Raw genomic sequence first — 18,859 nt, forward strand, 5'->3', positions numbered from 1 at the left:
GGCATTGGCCGCCGAGATCGCCCGCCAGAGCGCAAGGTCCGACGGGCGCTGAGCCGACTTCGGATCTTGGTCAGAACGGATCTTGGTCAGAACCGCGCGCTGACCCCGAACACCGGGCCATGCATCGTCATGTCGTACTCGTAGCGGGTGAGCTCCGAGCCCTTCTCATAGTCGGCGTACAGCGCCTTGTAGCCGATCATCGCGCTCCAGGTGACGCTGCTGGTGGCGTAGAAATCCCAGTTGAGCGCGGCCAGCGCCTGCCAGGAGAAGATGCTGCCGGCACCGAAGCCGCCGATGTCGCCGCTGACCGCCAGATTGACGGTGGGCGAGAACTGCTGGCGGAAGCGCACGCCGACCAGCGGATCGACCCAGTTCACCTCGCCCGAGGCGGTCACGGTGCGGTCTCCATTCACCCGCAGGTCGCCGTTATTCGCGGTGAGGTTCGCCGCGAATGTGGCGTCCGCGCTCTGCCACCACGCCCGGCCGCCGCCATAGACATCGAAGGCGGTGGTGCCGCCCGGAATGCCCGGCGTGGCGAAGCGCGCCAGCTCATAGGCGGCAGCCAATTCAAGGGTGGTCATCTCGATGTCGATGCCGGCAGAGATTCCGAGCGTGCCGCCAACCCCGTTCACATTGGCGGAGCGCGTGAGGCTCGGGGTCACCCGGACCTTGGTGTAGACGAGGTCGGCCAGCACGGCGAACCGGTCCTTGCGGAACTCGGCGAACGCCGACAGTTCGAGAAGACCGACCGGAATCTCGCAATGCTCGACCAGATCGATGAAGCTCGCATTCACTTCGGTCTTCCGGCCCTTCACCGTGGAGTACCCGTCGAGCGAGATCGCCCACAGATAGGGCGTGACGGTGACGCTCCAGGGGCTCGGCGCCGGCGCGAAGGTCGCCTGCGGGGCGGGCGCGAGATCCGCGGCGGAAGCCGCCGTCGACATCAGGCCGCCAACCAGCAACCCACCGGTCAGGCTGCCGCCCGCAAGGATCGCGGCGACGAGGCCTCCACAAGAGAACTGGCGTTTCCAGGATTGGCGCTTGAACGTCATGCTTCGCCCCCAAAATCAACCAGGGCCGGGTTGCCGCAGCCGCCTCTCGGTCGCGCGAGGTTTCGGCCCGTTGGCCGGCCTTCGCCCGCGTCGCCAAGCCTGCTGCGGCTCGTGATGCCCGGATACCTGCTGCCCCGAATGACCGACGTCCCCCCGGTCGCCGTCTGATACCAACGGCCCCAGACGCTGACGCGTGGGGCCGTTGACTCTCGCGGATTTTCTATTCGGAAATCAGATATTCCGCGAAAATCCGCGACCGGAACCAACGGTCCGCTTTCGCAGGCCGTTTGTTTGGCCTGCCGCACGCGAACACGCTGAGAAAAGCCACCCCGCCCCGGACGACTTTCCGTCACTGACGAACCGGCGCGTCGGAACGCACTATACTTTATAAAATCAGATTATCTGATCGCACCGAAGCGGGCAATGCAGACCATGCGTCAACTGAACAGCGCGTTGGCGCGTGAAACCGGCCGAATGACGATTCCGGCCCCAGTTTGTGACACTCGCGCAAGACAATCGCGGTCCCACCGTTGAATTGCGGTTCCGGTCTTCCACCGAAACCGCTCACCTTCCCGAACAACCCGAAAAAACTCTGCTGTCATTCGGGTCCGCAGGCGTCGGCGCAGCACCGCGGGCATGCGCCCTCGCCGCCGGCACACGGCGGAATGTCGAGACCGCCGCCCGATTTGGCGGGTGCCGCGATCAGCGACAATTGCTGCTCCAGCCGCACGCTGCCGCAGGACGGACAGGAGGGGGTGTCGGACGCGCGCACCAGCGTCTCGAAATCGGCGCCGCAGTCCTGGCATTCGTAGCGATAGATCGGCATCCGGCCTCTCCCAAGTCAGATCAAGCACCAACTCAAGCGCCTGTCCGCGATCGCCGCAATCTCCGCGGTCGGCACTGCCCGGCGCCATAGCGCGGATCACCATCCGACTCAATTGGCGCGCGAGCCTGCGCAGGCCGGATCGTGTGAGCTTCGTCCCCACAAAATTCAGCAAAGCCACCTCCCGAAATCCCCGCCTCCGCATCAGCGGCAGCCGTTACGGTTCATCGGCGTTTTCAATGGGTTGTGTTGGATTTGCGTCAAATTGGAGCGTCTGTGTCCGCGAGCGATCGGTAATATCCCGCTGGAACCATCATCGCTTTCTGTCGTCGAACAGAGCTATTTGACGCTGGTATTTCGGAATTAGCCGGAACTTGCCCAAACTTAACGGAATGCCGCGACGTCCTGATGGACCTTGCCGCTACCGCTTCAATCCCCGCAGCCGAAGCCAATACCGCTGTGCCGCTGACCGCGAAGGGGTCCGGGATACGCCGAATCGCTCGCGGCACTCGGCCAACACCTCCCGCAGGAATACCTTTCCGAGCCGGCTGGCGATGAAGGCGGCCACTTCAGGGTCCTGGTCGATGCTGGCCTTCGAACGGGGCTGAAACGCCTCTTGAAACAGCCTCAAACGGGCGAGTTGTTCCCAACACGCCAGAAGTTCAGCGTACTCGGCGGCCGGGATGGTGACCACCGGGACGCCGGAAATCGTGGCCGCGATCGGGTCTGTCATTGGTGCCCTCTATCAGCCTCCCATGCGAAAGATCAGTTGGAGGTGGTCAGTTCCACCAGCGCCTCGGGCCGCTTCCAGATCGGCAGCACGTTGCTCTGGCTCTTCAGCTCCCAGCCGCCGCCGTGCTTGATCGGCTCCTGCGACACCACGACCTCGGGGGCGGCCTGGTTGACAAAGTCGACGTGATGCGCCGGCCCCCACAGCGTGTAGGCGGTGTAACGGGTTCCGACCGGATAGGCGTGGCCCATGCCGTCCGCCACGTTCGGCTCGGAGATGATCTGGCCCGCACCGTTGCGCACCAACGCCGAGCCCTTGTACTCGCGGAACATGATGTTCGAAAACTCGAACACCCGGCCCCAATTGCCGCCGAGGCGCGAGCGCTCCAGCATGCCAAGCGTGAAGGCCTGCTGTGTCGCCAGCCAATACTTCTCGACCTTGGGGTGCTGGATCAGCTTGCCAAAGAAGCTCGAAGACACGATCGCCTCGACGCCGGTCGAGGTCTCGCCCTTGAGATTGCAAAGGATGTGGTCGACCACCTCCTCGCACTTGTCGAGCACGCTCGTTCCGGCGGTTCCCAGCTCGAAATCCACCGTCTTCTTGGTGATGCCGAACACCGAATAGAGGTCATAGAGCGTGCGGCCCTTGCCGTCGCGGATCACACCCTTCAGCGCGCCAAGGCGCAGGTATTCCAAGGTCTGGCCGTGAAGGCTGCGGATGATCCCGAGCCGCTTGGCCAGTTCCTTGTCGAAGCTCTTGGGCTCCCGGATTCGCCCGGCCGCGTCGAGAATGCCCTGGAGATCGTCAGGCCGGATCGATTCAGGCCCGTGCGGGATGTGCGGGATCTTGATGACGATCGAGGAACCGGTCCCCCATTCGACCTGGTTGCCCGGCGCGCCCGGCTCCTCGGCCGCCAGCACCACCAGCACGCCATCCTCAATCCGGATTTCGACAAACCGGGACCGGGCATCTTCGCTGGGGAACAAATTCAACGCCCGCAGCAGGCCGAATTCGTTGGGAATGCGGTTGACCTGTGTGGTCAGATCAACGTCGCTGTACGGAAAAGTGGGTTCGGACATCTTGCGATCCTCGTGAGCGGAAGCGGAATTGAGGCCAAGCCCGGCGAGCGCAGCCCGGTGCTGCTGATCGCTGGGGGAATGGGCGTGGATTGGGGCTGAGGAAGCGGCCGGCCCGCCGAGCGCGGCAGCGATCGCCGGCATGGCCAGCGCGGGGGCGGCAACCAGGGCAACGGAGTGCAGCCAGGTCGCCGCGCCCGAGGCGTCGTGGTGGAAGGTCGGGCTGATGAAGCGGTGGGTCCGGGCCGCGAGAGCATCGAGTCCCGCCTTCAGCCACTCCACGCGGGCATAGAGGCCGTCCAGCCGGGGTTGCAGCTCCTTCACCCAACCGACCGCGTCGGCGCGCTCGCCGAAAACGGTCTTGCGGGAGATGGCATGATCAAGGTCGACGGGGATATCGACGCCTTCGGCCACATACCGCGCCGCCAGCATTTCCGGGTCGAACCGGTAGGAGCGGCCGTCGCGGGTCATCACGCTGCCGCGCGGCGTGACCTTCACCCAGTCGGGCGCAGCCGTAGCCGACACGTCCAGCGTGACGACACCGAGGGCGACATTCAACGGCAGAGAGGGTCCGGTCATGCCAACCTCACACCGTGTCGAACAGGGCGCCGTGCGAATTGCCAAGCCGGGCGAACTGGCGCGCCACCTCGCGGGCAGTGGCCTTGGAGTCGCTGCCGCCATTGACGTTGATGACGACGCGGACCGGCCGTGGCGCGGCTGATTGCCGGCGCGGCGGTGTCGGCTGCCACGTCGGCGCCGAGGTCGACGGCACGACCGAGCCGGGCGCGGCCGAGCCACCTGAGGACGTTCCCGGCGCGCCATTGCCGGCCGGCGCGAACCGCGGCGAGATGGTCGGCGTGGCGGTGAAGTCGAACATCTGCCGGATGCGCTGGGCGTATTCCTCCGCCCACGACACCGCCTTCTCGCCCTCGGTGCGGATCGCCTCGGTCACTCCCTGCATGCTGCGCCGGGCGTCGGCGGCCGGGCCGGTGCCGGGTTGAAAGCCGGCCATCAGGTCGATCATATCCAGCCGCTCAAGCGCGGCTTGTCGGGTCGCTTCATCGGCCTCGCGTTCGAGGCGCAGCTTCTCCAGATACTTCTCGGCGTGCTCGCGCGGGCTCGGCCAATTCGGGCCGGGTTTCGCCGTTGAGTAGCTGCCCGCCGCGAGACCTTCTTCGATCTTCCTGATCTCCTCGTCCCGATCGCGGCGGTGGCGATCGGCGCGCGTCCTGGCCACGAATTCGTCGAACGGCTTCGGGCTGCCGGCGCGCTGCTGTTCCTTCCGGAGCGCCTCGGGGTCTCCGCGCCACAGATCGAGCATGTGGCCGAGCCCTTCCAGGGCGGCGATGGCCGGCGTCGACTCCGCGGTGAACTTGCCGATTGCGACGCTCGCCGCATTCCAGGCGTTGGACAGACGGTCGATCGAGGATTGGGCGTCACTCGACACCGAAGCCGCGTCGCGAGCCACGGTCCCTTGGGAATTGGCCAGCTCCGCAAAAAACCGCCGGTATTCCGCGCGCTGGCCGATCAACGCCCGCACAGCCTTTTGGAATTCCCAGTCGCCGATCAGCTGCGTGATCTTCGACATGTCGCCTTTCAGCGCCTTTTCGGCCAGATCGGTGAACACTTCCAGAAGGTCCTTGCCTTCCTTGCGTGCCTTGGCCAACGCCTTGGGCAGATCAATCCCGAAGTCCTTGAAGTTCTTGATGGTCTCTTTGCTCTCCATCTTGGCAAGCAAGTTGTTCAGCGCCGTGGCGGCCTCTGCGGAGTCACCCGTTCCCGCCCGGACGGTCTGCAAGGCCGCGATCAGCCGGCGCAGCCCCTCCAACCCCTTGCCAACGATGGGCGCCGCAGCCGGCGCCATGCTCGGCAAGTAGTGCGCCATGTCCTTCAGCTCGAACTGCCCGAGCTTGCCCCCCTTGGCCGAGATGTCGAGAGCGTCCGGCATCAACTCGTTGGTGATGCCGAGATGCTTGTTCAGCGCATTCACACTGTTGGCCATGTCATCCACGGCCGCGCCCGAGGCGTGCGCCGCGAGAGACGCCGACCTCACCTTGATCAGCGATTCGGACAGCGAATTGCCTTGGGCAACCAGAGCCTCCAGGCCAACCAACACGCCCTCGACGGGCATGCCGTACTCCTTGGCAATGGCTCGCACCTCAGCCGTGGCCGCCGCAGTCTGATCTTTCGTCGCCTCAGCCGTGTTGCCGAGGCGCGTCATCCGCCGGTCCAGCTCGGCGAAATCCTTGAACGTCCGCTGGACCGCCCGGCCGGCGGTGTAGCCGCTCACCGCGCCGGCAAGCGGGCCAAGCGGAAGGCCCGGAAACAGAAAGGCGCTGTCGCCGCCGCTTGCTTTGCCGTGACCGCCAGCCGGTGTGCGGGTCTTCAGCTTCTCGATGGCTCCGGAGGCCTCCCGCGCCGCGCCGGATACCCGCTTGAGGTCGTTGGCCAGGCGGTCAAGCCGCACGGTCTCCAGCCGCCGGGCGCTCTGCCCGAGGCGCTGGATCGCGCGCTCGCTGCCGGCCGCCTCGCCTTTGGTCCTGGCCAAATCCCGGGCGAGCCTGTCGGACCGCACGCCGTTGAGCCGCTTCGCGGCATCGGTGATGCCCTGAAGCTCCTTCTTCGCCGCGGCCGATGGGCCGTTGAGCAGGTTGATCAAGCGCAGCCGCAGCGCGACGTCGAGCGTGCTCATGGGTGCCTCTTTTGATGTCTGAGACGCGCCCGAGCCCGATAGGCAGCGCGTTCGGTCATGCCAGCGCGCCGCGCGGCTTCTGCGGCAGAGGCGCCTTCAGCCAATGCCTGCTCCAAGTTCTGCCGCGCCTCTGAGATGAGGCCGGTCGGTCCGCGCGGGATGAGCAGATAGGTGCCCGACCAGCGACCCTTGGCCGAGACGCAGCGAAATGAAGCGCAGATCTTCTTCGCCGCCTCGACACCAACGCAGTCGGACAACCAGTGAGGCCCGTTCGGCAGGTGTGCCGGAAGGCTTCTGCGGGTGCCGCCATATTTCTCGGCAAGCTTCAACGCCGCCTCGACACCGGCAACGTCGGCAATTTCAGCCAACACCCCGGGCAGATCGGACGGTCTATACAGCAGCGCCTCTGGGGCTTGCGTTGTCGACTCGTCGGCCATCCCCCGCCCCTTGAAGGAACTCCGGCCCGAGAAGGAGGGGCTGATCCCGAGACACCCCGTCCTTCTCGCGGCCAAGAGCACGGCGGCCGTCTCGCGGCTCATCTGCCGTGCGAGAGACACCCTAAATGCCGCTGACGATCGACGGCATGCTGACAGGTGTCAGCGCCCTGCCTCCGCCCCGGGGGCGGACGCCAGTCGCGGGTGGGTCCGGAGGTGCCGCTTTAAAATCGACGTTAAAGGTCGATTGAAAGTGATGGGCGGCTTTTGTCGAAAAATCCGATGCCGGGTAGCGGTCAGCCGAAACGGCCGTGGCTGCGCATCCTGAGGGCTCGCGGCGTCAATTGCCGATCGGGGCGGCAAGGCGTATATTTCTCGCGGTGGCCGAGGCAGTGTACCGTCCGATTTGAGGGCGCGGGGATGTCACGACCCCCCGGCCACCGTTTCCAACATCTGCCCTGTCCCTCGCTCCCAGGTCCCCGGTCTCCCAGGTTCCCGGTCTCCCAGGTTCCCCGGCATTGAACCGGTGCCCGTTCTCCGGCATGTTGAGGATGGTGGCCGAGCATACGTGTGCCGTCACACGAGGGCGCGGGGATGTCACGACCCCCCGGCCACCAGTTCCCCCTATGCCGTCCGCGCGACCTTGCGGCGGGTCATCGCCCGAAGGCCGGTGATCGCCTTTTGCGCGGCCGGGGCGTCCAGGAACCGCAGCGACGACACCCCGTAGGAACGCTCCAGCCACCTGCCGAGGGCGGCATCATCGTCCGCCCCCGAATAGTCCCGCCACAGATCGCGGATCAGGTCGACCTGTTTCGGCGAGGCCATACCGGGGCGGTTGCCGAAGGTGCGCTTGCTCCAGTCCGACTTGAAGCCGAGGCGCGTGAGGTATCCCATCACGCGCTCGAACCCGGCGGCATCCAGATCCTTCGCGCTCTCGACGCCACCCGCCCACAGCAAGAGCGCGCGGTACTGGTCATCCGTGAGCCCGAGCTGCCGCTTGGCAACCTTGATGAGCGCGATCTGCTTGGGGGTCATGGGCAACCCCTCTCCGTCGCGCCCCCGCTTTCGAGACTCCGCATGTGGATGTGGCCGAGGAAATGGACACGCTCCAGCAGTTCCTTGGTCAGCATGTTGCTCGCCGTCACGAACAGGTCGATCCGGTCATTGGTGAGCGGCTCCCGCATTTCCTGCACCGTGTCCGGTTCGGCGAAGGCAGAGGTGATGAGCTGCTGCATCCACGCCAGTGCGCGAACATCGAGATAGACGTTGGACATTGCGAAACTGAGATCGGCGGTGCTGGTGATCGCCTCGGGATCAATCGGGGGGCGCAACAGGGGAAAGCACTCCAACGGGTCGGGAGTCTCGGTCTTGCTGTGGGCGTTCATCGCGACACCTCCGCGCCGGGGGCGAACGCCAAGAGGTGTTCCATCGCCCGCTTCGCCCGGCCTCCCAGATTGACCAGATGGGCACCGCGCTCTTCGATCAGATCGGCCAGCAGCTCCTCGGTGGCGTCAGAGCCGCTGCGCCTCGCGCAATCCCAGGTCAGCCGGAACAGCTTGGCGATGGCGGCGAGTTCCCCTCCGACCTTGTGCGCAATCTCGATGTGTCCCTGCAGGGCATCCAGCGCCTCGCGGTATGCGGCCTCTGAGCACGCGCGCTCGCCGCTGTATCCGGTGTCGGGGGCAACCTTGTTGGGCCGGATCATTGTTTCGTCCCCCCGAAATTCACTGCGGCATCCTTTGCGGCCGAGAATTCTTGCAGGGATTTTGCGAGACGTTCATAGAGCCGCAGCGTGCAATCGATTTGCTTGAGGGCCAGTTCTTGCTGATCGGCGCCCGTGAAGCTGGAATTGACGTCTCCAATGAGCGCCTTGCTCTGGAAAAGGAAGTTGCTCACCTCCGCGTAAACCGAGACGCCGAACATGATGGCGAGGTTCGCAACCGCCTCGCGCCGATCCTGCGGCAGTGCAGCGAAATCAATGGCGAGTTCCGTGCGGGGGTTGATTGGGTCGGGCATAGCTGGCCTCTCAGGCTACGGGGTGGAGGGAACACGCTTGGACACACCGGGCCGGCGCAAAGACACGGCCCGCACAAGTTGTGGAATCTGGTCGATGGCATCGTCGACATGGGACAGGCGGATTGGCTGGCGGGCGCCGGCAATGTCCTGCGCGATCCGCAGCACCTTCACCACACCGCGGGCATGCCGAACCGCGCCAATGTCGCGCATCTTCATGTAGACGGACTTGTCCTCAACATTGAAGTAGTTCGTAATTCTGTCGGCATCCTCTGCGCTGATGCCAAGAATGTTCTCTGCCAAATAAAACCGACTTCCAGCTTGCTCCAACGCACTATCAGCTGAATGAACATACTTTAGCATTCGGTCATTGCCACAGAACATCATAGTAAGCCCTTGACTGTCATTCAGCGTAAGTAGCTGGCGCAACAAGTTGGCCTTTATGTTCTGCGCCTCGTCTAAGATCAGCATTTCATCGTCGCTGATGCATATGTCGCGCAGCGTGTCGTCAGCAGAACGGTACCATTGGTGCCCAAGAGCATTCGCAACCGCGGTGATCAGCCCGCGCGCCGTCTGGCCAAGCGTGCTGCTGACCTCAATGATGGTGACGGCAGGCCGCCACGCGCCAACCATCCCGCGTCGATCGGCGAGTTCCTGCAGCGCGCGCGTCTTGCCGACGCCGGGCGCGCCCGTGATCAATGCCGGCTTTTGCAGCCGCAGCGCGCGATCTGCCACCGACTCGATGATGCGGTAGACGGACGTCTCGATGAATGGGATGTCGGAGGTCATGACGCCTCCTTCTGGCGTTCGATTTTCTCACGCTCGATTTGCGCAAGGCGGCGATTGATGGCGGCGTCGCGCTCGCGCTGGATGCGCCGCAGGGCTTCCTCCGGCGTCTCGGCGAGCGCACGGGCCACGGTCGCCGTGCGGTCGCTGATCGGCAGAACGTCGGCGGGCATCGGCGCCGGCAGTCCCGCCGCACGCCGGCCGGATTCGACCGCGAGGCCAGCGATATCGATGGGCTCGACCGTCTTCCGCAGGTCGGCGATCAGCTGACGGTCGACCTTGTCGCGGCGCGCGGCCTCGGCGGCGCCCTCGGGATCAAGGAAGTGGAAGGGCCGATCCTCGCGCGCGGCGCCGATGAAGGTGCCGTCCGGCGCGAACACCGCGACCACCTGGATTTCGCCATAGCGCGGGATGGCCACCTCGACCTTCTCGCCGTTGTAGAGGGACAGGCCATCGCAGGTGAACGGACGGCCCTTGACGGCGATGCAGCCGCGGTCGGGCGTGCGCGCTTCCCGAACCGTGAACGCTTGCAGAAGCGCCATCGGATCGATGGTGGCGGCCCGCCAGCCCGCCTCCTGGGCACGGCGGAGCATCTGGTTGGGCGTCAGGCCGCCCAGCCGCCCGCGCTGAGGGTTGGTGTTGTAGTAGGAGACCAGCCCCTCCGCTTTCTGGCAGAAGTCGGCCCACGTTCCCGGAAACGGCGCGGGCGGACGGCCGACATTGGCCGATTTCTTGCGCAGCCGGTCGCCGCCAATGTGGCCTTCAAGGACGTTGAACACCGTCTTTTCGAGAACGGCGAAGATGCCCTCGATAGGCTTGGCCGCAGCGTTGTAGGGCTTGGCCTTGATGATCGGAGAGGATCGGGTGAAATACTCGACTGGGCCATTGATCACCTTCATCGCATCTTCGATGAAGTCTGCCCAATTGTATTCCGCGCCATTGTCGAGATAGAGGTGCCGCGGCACGCCCCAGGCCGGATCGCGCACCATGTCGAGGAAGCTGCGGGCGACGTCCTCATTGCGGACGCCACGGCCCTTTTCAAACAGCAGGAACGTCATCCGAACCCGGCCGGTGGCGACGTCCAGCCACGCGATGGCCCGAGGTGTCGCGGTCGACCCGTCCTCACGCCGAACCAGCACGTCGACCGGGTGGACGTCGCCGACCACGACGTCCATCGGCTGCAGCCCTTCGATGGTGCGCCGGACGCGCCGCTTGCCGTCCTCGAAAGTCTTCCGGTCGGTGTTGAAGACGTGAACCTTGCGTGCCCGCTTCCCGCGCTCGACGAGGTGCTGCGGGAGTTGGCACAGCCGGGCCAGATCGTCCGGGCCGGGATCGAAGCCCGCCAGCCGGGTCGTGTCCGCCAGCCACTCGCCGGCCAGACGCCGCACCATGGACAAGGCGCCACCGTTGCCCCAGAGGTTGCGGATGTGCTGGTCCAGGCGCTCGCGAATGCGAAGCTTCTCGGCATCGTCGAACGGCACGGCTCCGTCCCATGCCCTGGTGATGATGGCCTTCTTCGCGCCGGCATCGGCGCGGCGCTTGCGCCCGAGGGCGGCAAGCCCGCCGTCCTCCAGGGCCTTGATCTTCCGCTGGATCGTGCGCTCGGACAGGGTGATCGGCCGGCCGCGCCAGTCGGTCAGGTCCGACCGAGCCGCCAGCGCCGCGACGGCTGCCGCGCGCTCGGGCGAGCCCTTCTCATGGCGCAACGCCTCGGCCACGTGGAACGACCACCAGCCCCACGAATCCTTGTCGTGGTGACGCCCCTTTGAAGGGGCTTCAACGGGGCTTTGAAGGGCCTTGAATTCGAGTTGGAGGCCAAGCGGCAGGCTGGAGACCAGCACCTCATAGGAGACGCCCGACCGCCCGCCCCGCCCGCGGACCTCACGGACCGTGAGGGTGGAACCGCGCCAAACGATGTCTGCCCGTTGGAGAGCAGCACGGGAAACCGCCTTTTCTATCGCTTGCCGGGAGACGCCAGCAACCTCTGCCAAGGCCGGAAGGCTTATGAAGCCCTTCATCTCTCGCCCTCGGCCCCAAGTATCTCGTTCGCAAGCTCTTTCCTGAGCTTCGCAGCCAATTTGCTATGACGCTCGCCCTTGAGGGCTCTTTCGACCGTTTGCCTGTTCAGGCCACGCGCCTTACAGAGGGCGTTGAGACTTGTGCCTCTGGCAACAAGCGCGGCTCGCACAGCTCGATACAGCTCCTCAGAGCCATCGATGGTCGCGCCGAATCTGTATTCGATCTGGTGCATAAGCGACGCTTATACACCTATTTTGGTGACATTCAATGCCTGCGACCGAAAACCCGGACGTGGTTGATACCCTGCGGCGGGTTATGGAGATCCGGAAGGTCAAGATGACCGCCCTCGCGGAGAGAGTCGGCATCCCATACCGCTCACTCCAGAATTATCTCTATAAGAAAAGTCCCCTTCCTCTAGATGTATTTATGAAGATATGCTCTTCTCTGGACATAACACCGGAGTGGGTTTTTTCTGGGCGATTTCATGTAGACACCCATGCACTTCGGGACGCGCTCCGAGAGGTTTTCGGTGACCTTCTCGAAGGCTTCTGGTTCGATGACAATGTGGAGCTAAAGTTTAATCCCTTACACAAGGCATCGGACATGGCTGAGGGGCCACGAACAGTCGGAACGCTCGCCGTTTTGCTCGCCGGGGCTTATGACGTCGCGCGCGAGGCGAGAGCGCTGCGGCCGGAGGATGATGACACCTGAACCGCTTTGGCGGGTTGGCCAATAGGTTGGCCAATCGTCTCGTTCGGAGCCGTCATGCGCCCCACTGTTGGCCAATAGTTCCGCAATATCGCGCGTATTTTCAATGCCCTAGCCTGAATTCATCGCTATCTGTCGGCACATTTCCGCCACAATTGATGGTTGGCGATTGGGAGCCCATCAATCCATTTAATTTCAATGCGTTAAGGCCTGTTCAGCGACAAATAGCGATGTTGGCCGGCGCCAAATAGCGGCGGCGCCTCCACCGCTACCGGTTCCAGGCGCCTTCTTCAGACGGATTTAACACCTTGCGGAACACACAATGAACGTATAGTGTCCGTTCATGATTTGTTTCTAGCCCGCGAAGCCCGATCCAAGGACGCGCCATGCTGACCCGCAAACAGTACGAACTGCTCAAATTCATTCACGAGCGGCTCACGGAAAGCGGGGTGCCGCCGTCCTTCGACGAGATGAAGGATGCGCTCGACCTCAAGTCGAAATCGGGCATCCACCGGCTTATCACCGCGCTGGAGGAGCGCGGCTTCATCCGCCGCCTGCCCAACCGGGCGCGCGCGCTGGAGGTCGTTCGCCTGCCGGACGCGGTCGGACAGGCGGCCATGCCGCGGCGCGGCTTCGCTCCGGGCGTGATCGAGGGCGGGCTCGGCAAGGTGCGCCCGGCCTCGGAGGACACCAGCGGCCGCACGGTGCCGATCCCGGTCATGGGCCGAATCGCCGCCGGCACGCCGATCTCGGCCATCCAGAACCGCAGCCACGTCATCAACATGCCGCCGGACATGCTGCCGGCCGGCGACCATTACGCGCTCGAAGTGCGCGGCGATTCGATGATCGACGCCGGCATCCTCGAAGGCGATCTGGTGGTGATCAAGAAGTCGGACACCGCAGACAATGGCGACATTGTCGTCGCCTTGATCGACGATGAGGAGGCAACGCTGAAGCGGCTGCGCCGCAAGGGCGCCTCGATCGCGCTGGAGGCCGCCAACCCCGCCTATGAGACGCGGATCTTCGGGCCGGACCGGGTGCGCATCCAGGGGCGGCTGGTCGGGCTGTTCCGGCGTTACTGAGCCGGCTAGATGTGGGCTTTCAGGAGGTTGTCCATTCGGCCCTGGCCGGGAACGCTGATGTCGCCAGACGTCAGTGATTCGCGGAGGACCGAATGGACACTCACAAGAATGCTCGCCTGACCCCGAAAGGTCGAGAGGTGATGGTGGGCGCCGTGGTGGATGGCGGACTGACCAATGCCGAGGCCGCGCGTCGCTACAACACCACGCCGAAGACGGTCGCCAAATGGGTCGGGCGCTTCCGCGCCGAGGGTGTCGATGGTTTGCGCGACCGCTCCTCCAGGCCGCTTTCATCGCCAGGCCAAACAGCGCCCGCCACGTGCGCTGCGGTCGAGGCGTTGCGCCGCCAGCGCTGCACCGGCAAGCAGATCGCGGCCGAGCTCGGCCTCTCGCCGGCCACCGTCAGCCGTATCCTGCGGCGGCGCGGCTTGAACAAGCTCAGCGCCCTGGAGCCGGCCGAACCGGTCCGGCGCTACGAACGCCAGCATCCCGGCGAGATCATTCACATCGACATCAAAAAGCTCGGCCGGTTCAACACGGTGGGCCACCGCATCACCGGCGATCGCAGCGGGCAAAGCAACAGCCGCGGGGTCGGCTGGGAGTGCCTGCATCTCGCCATCGACGATCATTCGCGGGTCGCCTACTCGGAAATCCTGCCCGACGAAAAGCGCCCGTCCTGTCTGCGCTTTCTGTTCAATGCACTGCGCTTCTTCAGGGCCCATGGCGTCAAGGTTCAGCGCGTGATGACCGACAACGGCGCCAGCTTCCGCTCCTTCCGCTATGCCAGGGCGCTGCGCCTACTCGAGATCAAGCACCTGCGCACCAAGCCGTATACGCCCAAGACCAACGGCAAGGCCGAGCGCTTCGTCCAAACGAGCTTGCGCGAATGGGCCTACGCCAAAGCTTATCTGCACTCCGATCAGCGCGCCGCAGAGCTGCCGATCTGGCTGCATCGCTACAATTGGCACAGGCCCCATGGTAGCTTGCAAGCCAAGACACCCATCAGCCGCCTCGGTCTGACCGAGGACAACCTGTTGAGGCTCCACAGCTAGAGCATTCTCCGCAAAAGTGGGTACCGGTTTTGCGAAAAACCCGAAGGGCCGCGTCAGCGAAAATGCGATAATCAAAAAGTTTGGAGCGTCCGTTTGATCCAATCAGATCGGCGGTCGCTCTAACGGGTCTCGGCCGACCTGCTGCACGTTCGGTCAGTCGGCCGTCTCCTCGTCCGGCGGCGGCTCAGATGCAGTGTCGCGCTGCGACGGCTTTGCGGACGGTTCGGGCGCGGCCTGCACCATCCAGGGCCGGGTGCGGGTGGCGTCGCGGGCCGGCTCGATCCGCCAGCCGTCGCCCGCGCGGGTGATGGCGAGGGCGCCGTTCGCGGCGCGTCGGGCGGGGTCGATCCGCATCGCGGCGCACGGCATCGGCGTGGCGTGGCGCGTCACCACCAGCGCCGCCTTCGCGCAGTCCTCCTCCAGCGCCGCGAGGGTCTTCGGCACGGCAATGGCGGTGCCGTCCGCGAGCTGTGCGACGCCCCCCTCCTTGTCGCAGGCGAAGCCGGCGGCGAGTTTGGGATCGGCCGGCAGCCGGTGGTCGCCATCGGCGGCAAGCCAGGTGCGGACGGCGAAACGGTCGGCCGACGCACCGAGGATCGACAGCCGGCCGTCCGCGCCGCGCACCGCCACCAGCCGGCCGGTGGCGTCGACCAGCACGTCCGGGCGGTCGGGCGACCCCACGGCCAGAAGCAACGCCAGGGCTGCCGCCGGCAGCGCAGCAAGCCGCAGCGGGCTGACCAGCAGCAGCCCGACCAGCAGGGCCGCCGCGGCGAGCAGCAGCGGCCCCTCGCCGAAGGCGGGAAGCCGCGAATCCGCTCCCGGCAATGCGGCGACGAAGGCGGAGATGTCGAGCGTGCGCTCGATGCCCCAGCCCATCAGCACCCAGAACGGCCGGTCGAAGCCGAACGGCATCATCAGCACCCCGCCGAGCGCCGCCGGCATCACCAGACCCGAGATCACCGGCGTCGAGGCCAGATTGGCGAGGAGGCCGTAGGGCGACAGGCGGTGGAAATGGAAGGCGGTGAAGGCTGAGGTGGCGAGCCCCGCTGCGAGCGAGGCGAGCGCTAGGCCGGCCGCGCCGATCCACAACGCCCGACCGAGCCGCTGCACACGGGCGCCCTCGGCGAAGCGGCGGTTCGGCGCCCAGTGCTCGTAGAAGGCCACCAGCGCCAGCGTGGCCGCGAACGACATCTGGAAGCCGGGATTGAGCACGCTTTCCGGCATCACCGCCATCACCACCAGCGCGGCGGCGGCCAAGGTGCGCAGGCTGATTGCGGCACGGTCGGCCAGCACGCCGGCCAGCACCAGCCCGGCCATCAGGAAGGAGCGCGTGGTGGCGACCTCCGCACCCGACAGCAGCCAATAGAACGCGGCAACGCCCAGCGCCGCCAGGACCGCCCATTTCTTGATCGGCCGGCGCAGCGCCAGCCCCGGCACCAGCGCCAGCGTGCCGCGCACCAATACCAGCACGGTGCCGACCACCACCGCCATGTGCAGGCCTGAGATGGAGATGATGTGGTAGAGGCCGGACACCCGCAGGCTCTCATTGGTGGCCTCGGCGATGGCGTCGCGCTCGCCGGTCACCAGCGCCACGGCGATGGCGCCGGCGTCGCCCGGCACGATGGCACGGATGCGCTGGCCGATGCCCTCGCGGATCCCTTGGGCCATCTGCCAGACGGCGATGCGCCAGGGCGGCGGCGATGCCGCCGGTATCATCTGCACCGCGCCGAAGGCGAGCCCGGTGCCGCCGATGCCGGCGAACCACAAATCGCGCTCGAAATCCCAGGCGCCCGGCCGGGCCGGGCCGGCCGGCGGATTCAGCCGCGCGCGCACCGAAATATGGCTGCCGACCGGCGGGGCCGCGCCCGGCCGAAGCACGATGCGCAGGCGCGTCGGCATCGCCTCCTGCGCCGGGGTGATGCTCGTGACGTGCAGGATGACGCGGTCCGACTTCTCGCGCTGGTCGCGGTCGGCGACGAAGCCGGAGACGGTGGCGACCAGCGGACGGGCCAGCACCGGATGGGCGATCAGCGCGGTGCGCAGGCTGGCGGCGGCAAAGCCCGCCGCGAAGGCCGCGGCCGCGACCGCGAGCGGAAAGCCGAGCGGATGGGCGCGGGCGGCGATGGCCAGCGCCGTGAAGGTCAGCGCCGTCAGCAGCGCGGCGATGAGCGAGGGCTCGGTCTCGGCGGCGAAGTAGACCAGGATGCCGATGGCGAAGACGACCGGCAGCCACAGCGGGCCGCGGGCCGCCTCGCGTTCGCGCCGGGCCCAGGCGGCGAGCGGCGCCAGCAGGCTGGCGGCTCCCGAGAGGGGCCGATAGCCGGCGGCGAGCGCGCGGGCGCGGCCGATCACCGCCACCCGCACCCCTGTCCGCTGCCCGCCCGCCATGGCGCCCCGAAGGTCCGGGCGGCGGAACGCTCGGTTTCCGGTCAGGCCGCCCGCGCCATGCTACACACTCCGCAGCGGCAGGACAGCCTGGGCGAAGAGGCCAGGGAGTTTTTGCGCACCATCATCCTGTGAGGCGCCACAGGGCACGGACGCACAAGGAAGGTCGCCTTTCTGCCGACGGTCCCGGCTCGGCGCTGCGCGCCGTCCGGGACGACAGGCGGATTGCAGACCAGGCCCGCTCGCTTTGCCCCAAACGGGCCTACGCCCCGCTCACCTTGGCCCAAACGGGGCTCAGGCCCCGCTCACCTTGGCCCACGTGTCGCGCAGGCCGATGGTGCGGTTGAACACCGGGCGGCCGGGCGTCGAATCCTTGTCGCGGACGAAATAGCCCAGGCGCTCGAACTGCACCGGCTCGACGCCGCCCTCGGCCAGCGAGGGCTCCAGTTTGGCACCAGCGACGATCTCCAGCGAGTCCGGGTTGAGGTCGGCGGCGAAGTTGGCGGCGTTGGGCTCGGGGGTCGCGAACAGCGGATTGTAGAGCCGCACCTCGGCCTCCACCGCATCCGCCGCGTTCACCCAGTGCAGCGTCGCCTTGACCTTGCGGCCGTCCGGCGCGTTGCCGCCCTTGGAGGCCGGATCATAGGTGCAGCGCAGCTCCACCACCTCGCCCGAGGCGTCCTTGACCGCCTCGCGGCAGGTGACGAGATAGGCGTAGCGCAGCCGCACCTCCTTGCCCGGCGACAGGCGGTAGAAGCCCTTGGACGGGGTCTCCATGAAGTCGTCGCGCTCGACATAGAGCTCGCGGCCGAAGCGCAGGGTGCGGCGGCCGGCGGCCTCATTGTCGGGGTGGTTCGCCGCTTCGAATTCGTCGGCCTGCCCGTCCGGGTAATTCTCGATCACGATCTTCAGCGGCTTCAGCACCGCCATGCGGCGTTCCGCCTTGGCGTTGAGCACCTCGCGCACCGCATGGTCGAACATCGCGACATCGACGGTGGAATTGGCCTTGGCCACGCCGATGCGGCGGACGAACTCGCGCAGCGCCTCCGCCGGCACGCCGCGGCGGGCGAGCCCGGCCAGCGTCGGCATGCGCGGGTCGTCCCAGCCCTTCACATGGCCGTCGCGCACCAGCGTGGTCAGCACCCGCTTCGACAGCACGGTGTAGGTGAGGTTCAGCCGGGCGAACTCGTACTGGTGCGGCTTGGAGGGCACCGGCAGATTGTCGATGAACCAGTCGTAGAGCGGCCGGTGATCCTCGAATTCCAGCGTGCAGATCGAGTGGGTGATGTGCTCGATGGCGTCCGACTGGCCGTGGGCGAAGTCGTAGCTGGGATAGATGCACCACTCGGTGCCGGTGCGCGGGTGGACGGCGTGGAGGATGCGGTAGAGCACCGGGTCGCGCAGATTGATGTTGCCCGCCGCCATGTCTATCTTGGCGCGCAGCACGCGGGCGCCATTGGGGAATTCGCCTGAGCGCATGCGGCGGAACAGGTCGAGGTTCTCCTCGACCGAGCGGTTGCGGAACGGACTGTCCTTGCCCGGCTCGGTCAGCGTGCCGCGGGCCTCGCGCATCTCGTCGGGCGACTGGTCGTCGACATAGGCCTTGCCGGCCTTGATCAGGTATTCCGCCCACTCGTAAAGCTGCTCGAAATAATCGGAGGCATGATAGAGGTTCTCGCCCCAGTCGAAGCCCAGCCAATGCACGTCGCGCTTGATGGCGTCGATGTATTCCTGCTCTTCCTTGGTCGGGTTGGTGTCATCGAAGCGCAGGTGGCAGCGGCCGCCGAACTCGTTCGCGATGCCGAAATTCAGGCAGATCGACTTGGCGTGGCCGATGTGGAGATAGCCGTTGGGCTCCGGCGGGAAGCGCGTGACCACCGTCTTGTGCCGGTCGGCGTCGAGATCGGCCTGGACGATGTCGCGGATGAAGTCGCGTCCGGCCTCCGCCGTGCTGGTCTCAAGGGCTGTCATGCTGGCGAACTCCGTTGTCGACCGCCTCAGGGGTGTTCA

At 66.1% G+C, this 18,859-nt stretch carries 17 protein-coding genes; 3 read left to right on the forward strand and 14 right to left on the reverse strand.

Annotation, left to right across the window (positions count from 1 at the left end; all coding sequences use genetic code 11):
• Positions 1 to 86: 86 nt before the first annotated feature.
• The 12 genes from BLTE_RS07870 to BLTE_RS07930 form a co-directional block, all read right to left on the reverse strand.
• Complete coding sequence (locus tag BLTE_RS07870) at positions 87 to 1,052, reverse strand: hypothetical protein (protein ID WP_126399107.1); 966 nt, start codon at positions 1,050 to 1,052, stop codon at positions 87 to 89.
• 598 nt (positions 1,053 to 1,650) lie between these two features.
• Positions 1,651 to 1,878 carry an FmdB family zinc ribbon protein gene (locus tag BLTE_RS07875; protein ID WP_126399109.1) on the reverse strand — a complete coding sequence of 76 codons (228 nt, stop codon included), beginning with the start codon at positions 1,876 to 1,878 and terminating at the stop codon, positions 1,651 to 1,653.
• Between the two features lie 418 nt (positions 1,879 to 2,296).
• The gene (locus BLTE_RS07880; protein WP_126399111.1) at positions 2,297 to 2,608 is read right to left on the reverse strand and encodes a hypothetical protein; all 312 of its coding nucleotides are present in this window, start codon (positions 2,606 to 2,608) and stop codon (positions 2,297 to 2,299) included.
• 32 nt (positions 2,609 to 2,640) lie between these two features.
• Entirely contained in the window at positions 2,641 to 4,362 is a 1,722-nt protein-coding gene (locus BLTE_RS18495; protein WP_244600157.1) for a major capsid protein, read from the reverse strand.
• The gene (locus tag BLTE_RS07895; RefSeq protein ID WP_126399113.1) at positions 4,268 to 6,373 is read right to left on the reverse strand and encodes a phage tail tape measure protein; all 2,106 of its coding nucleotides are present in this window, start codon (positions 6,371 to 6,373) and stop codon (positions 4,268 to 4,270) included. The genes BLTE_RS18495 and BLTE_RS07895 overlap by 95 nt, the downstream gene beginning before the upstream one ends.
• Positions 6,370 to 6,810 carry a hypothetical protein gene (locus BLTE_RS07900; RefSeq protein WP_126399115.1) on the reverse strand — a complete coding sequence of 147 codons (441 nt, stop codon included), beginning with the start codon at positions 6,808 to 6,810 and terminating at the stop codon, positions 6,370 to 6,372. Before BLTE_RS07900 ends, BLTE_RS07895 begins: the two co-directional genes overlap by 4 nt.
• A 621-nt stretch (positions 6,811 to 7,431) precedes the next feature.
• On the reverse strand, positions 7,432 to 7,842 hold the full coding sequence (locus tag BLTE_RS07905) for a regulatory protein GemA (RefSeq protein WP_126399117.1): 411 nt from the start codon (positions 7,840 to 7,842) through the stop codon (positions 7,432 to 7,434).
• The gene (locus BLTE_RS07910) at positions 7,839 to 8,192 is read right to left on the reverse strand and encodes a hypothetical protein (protein WP_126399119.1); all 354 of its coding nucleotides are present in this window, start codon (positions 8,190 to 8,192) and stop codon (positions 7,839 to 7,841) included. Before BLTE_RS07910 ends, BLTE_RS07905 begins: the two co-directional genes overlap by 4 nt.
• Positions 8,189 to 8,512 carry a hypothetical protein gene (locus tag BLTE_RS07915; RefSeq protein WP_126399121.1) on the reverse strand — a complete coding sequence of 108 codons (324 nt, stop codon included), beginning with the start codon at positions 8,510 to 8,512 and terminating at the stop codon, positions 8,189 to 8,191. The genes BLTE_RS07910 and BLTE_RS07915 overlap by 4 nt, the downstream gene beginning before the upstream one ends.
• Positions 8,509 to 8,823, reverse strand: coding sequence for a hypothetical protein (locus BLTE_RS07920; protein WP_126399123.1), 315 nt, complete (start codon positions 8,821 to 8,823; stop codon positions 8,509 to 8,511). The genes BLTE_RS07915 and BLTE_RS07920 overlap by 4 nt, the downstream gene beginning before the upstream one ends.
• A gap of 15 nt (positions 8,824 to 8,838) precedes the next feature.
• A complete protein-coding gene (locus BLTE_RS07925; protein WP_126399125.1) occupies positions 8,839 to 9,609 on the reverse strand; it encodes an AAA family ATPase in 771 nt (256 codons plus the stop codon).
• Positions 9,606 to 11,447, reverse strand: a complete 1,842-nt coding sequence (locus tag BLTE_RS07930) for a transposase domain-containing protein (RefSeq protein WP_160140550.1) — start codon at positions 11,445 to 11,447, stop codon at positions 9,606 to 9,608. The genes BLTE_RS07925 and BLTE_RS07930 overlap by 4 nt, the downstream gene beginning before the upstream one ends.
• 445 nt (positions 11,448 to 11,892) lie before the next feature.
• Here BLTE_RS07930 and BLTE_RS07935 point away from each other — a divergent pair, with 445 nt between their 5' ends.
• The 3 genes from BLTE_RS07935 (at position 11,893) to BLTE_RS07945 (ending at position 14,464) form a co-directional block, all read left to right on the forward strand.
• On the forward strand, positions 11,893 to 12,336 hold the full coding sequence (locus BLTE_RS07935; RefSeq protein WP_126399129.1) for a helix-turn-helix domain-containing protein: 444 nt from the start codon (positions 11,893 to 11,895) through the stop codon (positions 12,334 to 12,336).
• A 383-nt stretch (positions 12,337 to 12,719) separates the two neighbouring features.
• On the forward strand, positions 12,720 to 13,415 hold the full coding sequence (gene lexA, locus BLTE_RS07940) for a transcriptional repressor LexA (protein ID WP_126399131.1): 696 nt from the start codon (positions 12,720 to 12,722) through the stop codon (positions 13,413 to 13,415).
• Between the two features lie 92 nt (positions 13,416 to 13,507).
• Complete coding sequence (locus BLTE_RS07945) at positions 13,508 to 14,464, forward strand: IS481 family transposase (protein ID WP_126396489.1); 957 nt, start codon at positions 13,508 to 13,510, stop codon at positions 14,462 to 14,464.
• A 153-nt stretch (positions 14,465 to 14,617) separates the two neighbouring features.
• Here BLTE_RS07945 and BLTE_RS07950 read toward each other — a convergent pair whose 3' ends face one another.
• Together BLTE_RS07950 and BLTE_RS07955 are read right to left on the reverse strand one after the other, a co-directional pair.
• Positions 14,618 to 16,852: a ComEC/Rec2 family competence protein gene (locus BLTE_RS07950; protein WP_126399133.1), complete on the reverse strand. Its 2,235-nt coding sequence runs from the start codon at positions 16,850 to 16,852 to the stop codon at positions 14,618 to 14,620.
• A 291-nt stretch (positions 16,853 to 17,143) separates the two neighbouring features.
• Complete coding sequence (locus BLTE_RS07955; RefSeq protein WP_126399135.1) at positions 17,144 to 18,820, reverse strand: glutamine--tRNA ligase/YqeY domain fusion protein; 1,677 nt, start codon at positions 18,818 to 18,820, stop codon at positions 17,144 to 17,146.
• Between the last annotated feature and the right edge of the window lie 39 nt (positions 18,821 to 18,859).

The sequence above is a fragment of the Blastochloris tepida genome, from assembly GCF_003966715.1.
In the GTDB taxonomy this organism is placed as follows: Bacteria; Pseudomonadota; Alphaproteobacteria; order Rhizobiales; family Xanthobacteraceae; genus Blastochloris; species Blastochloris tepida.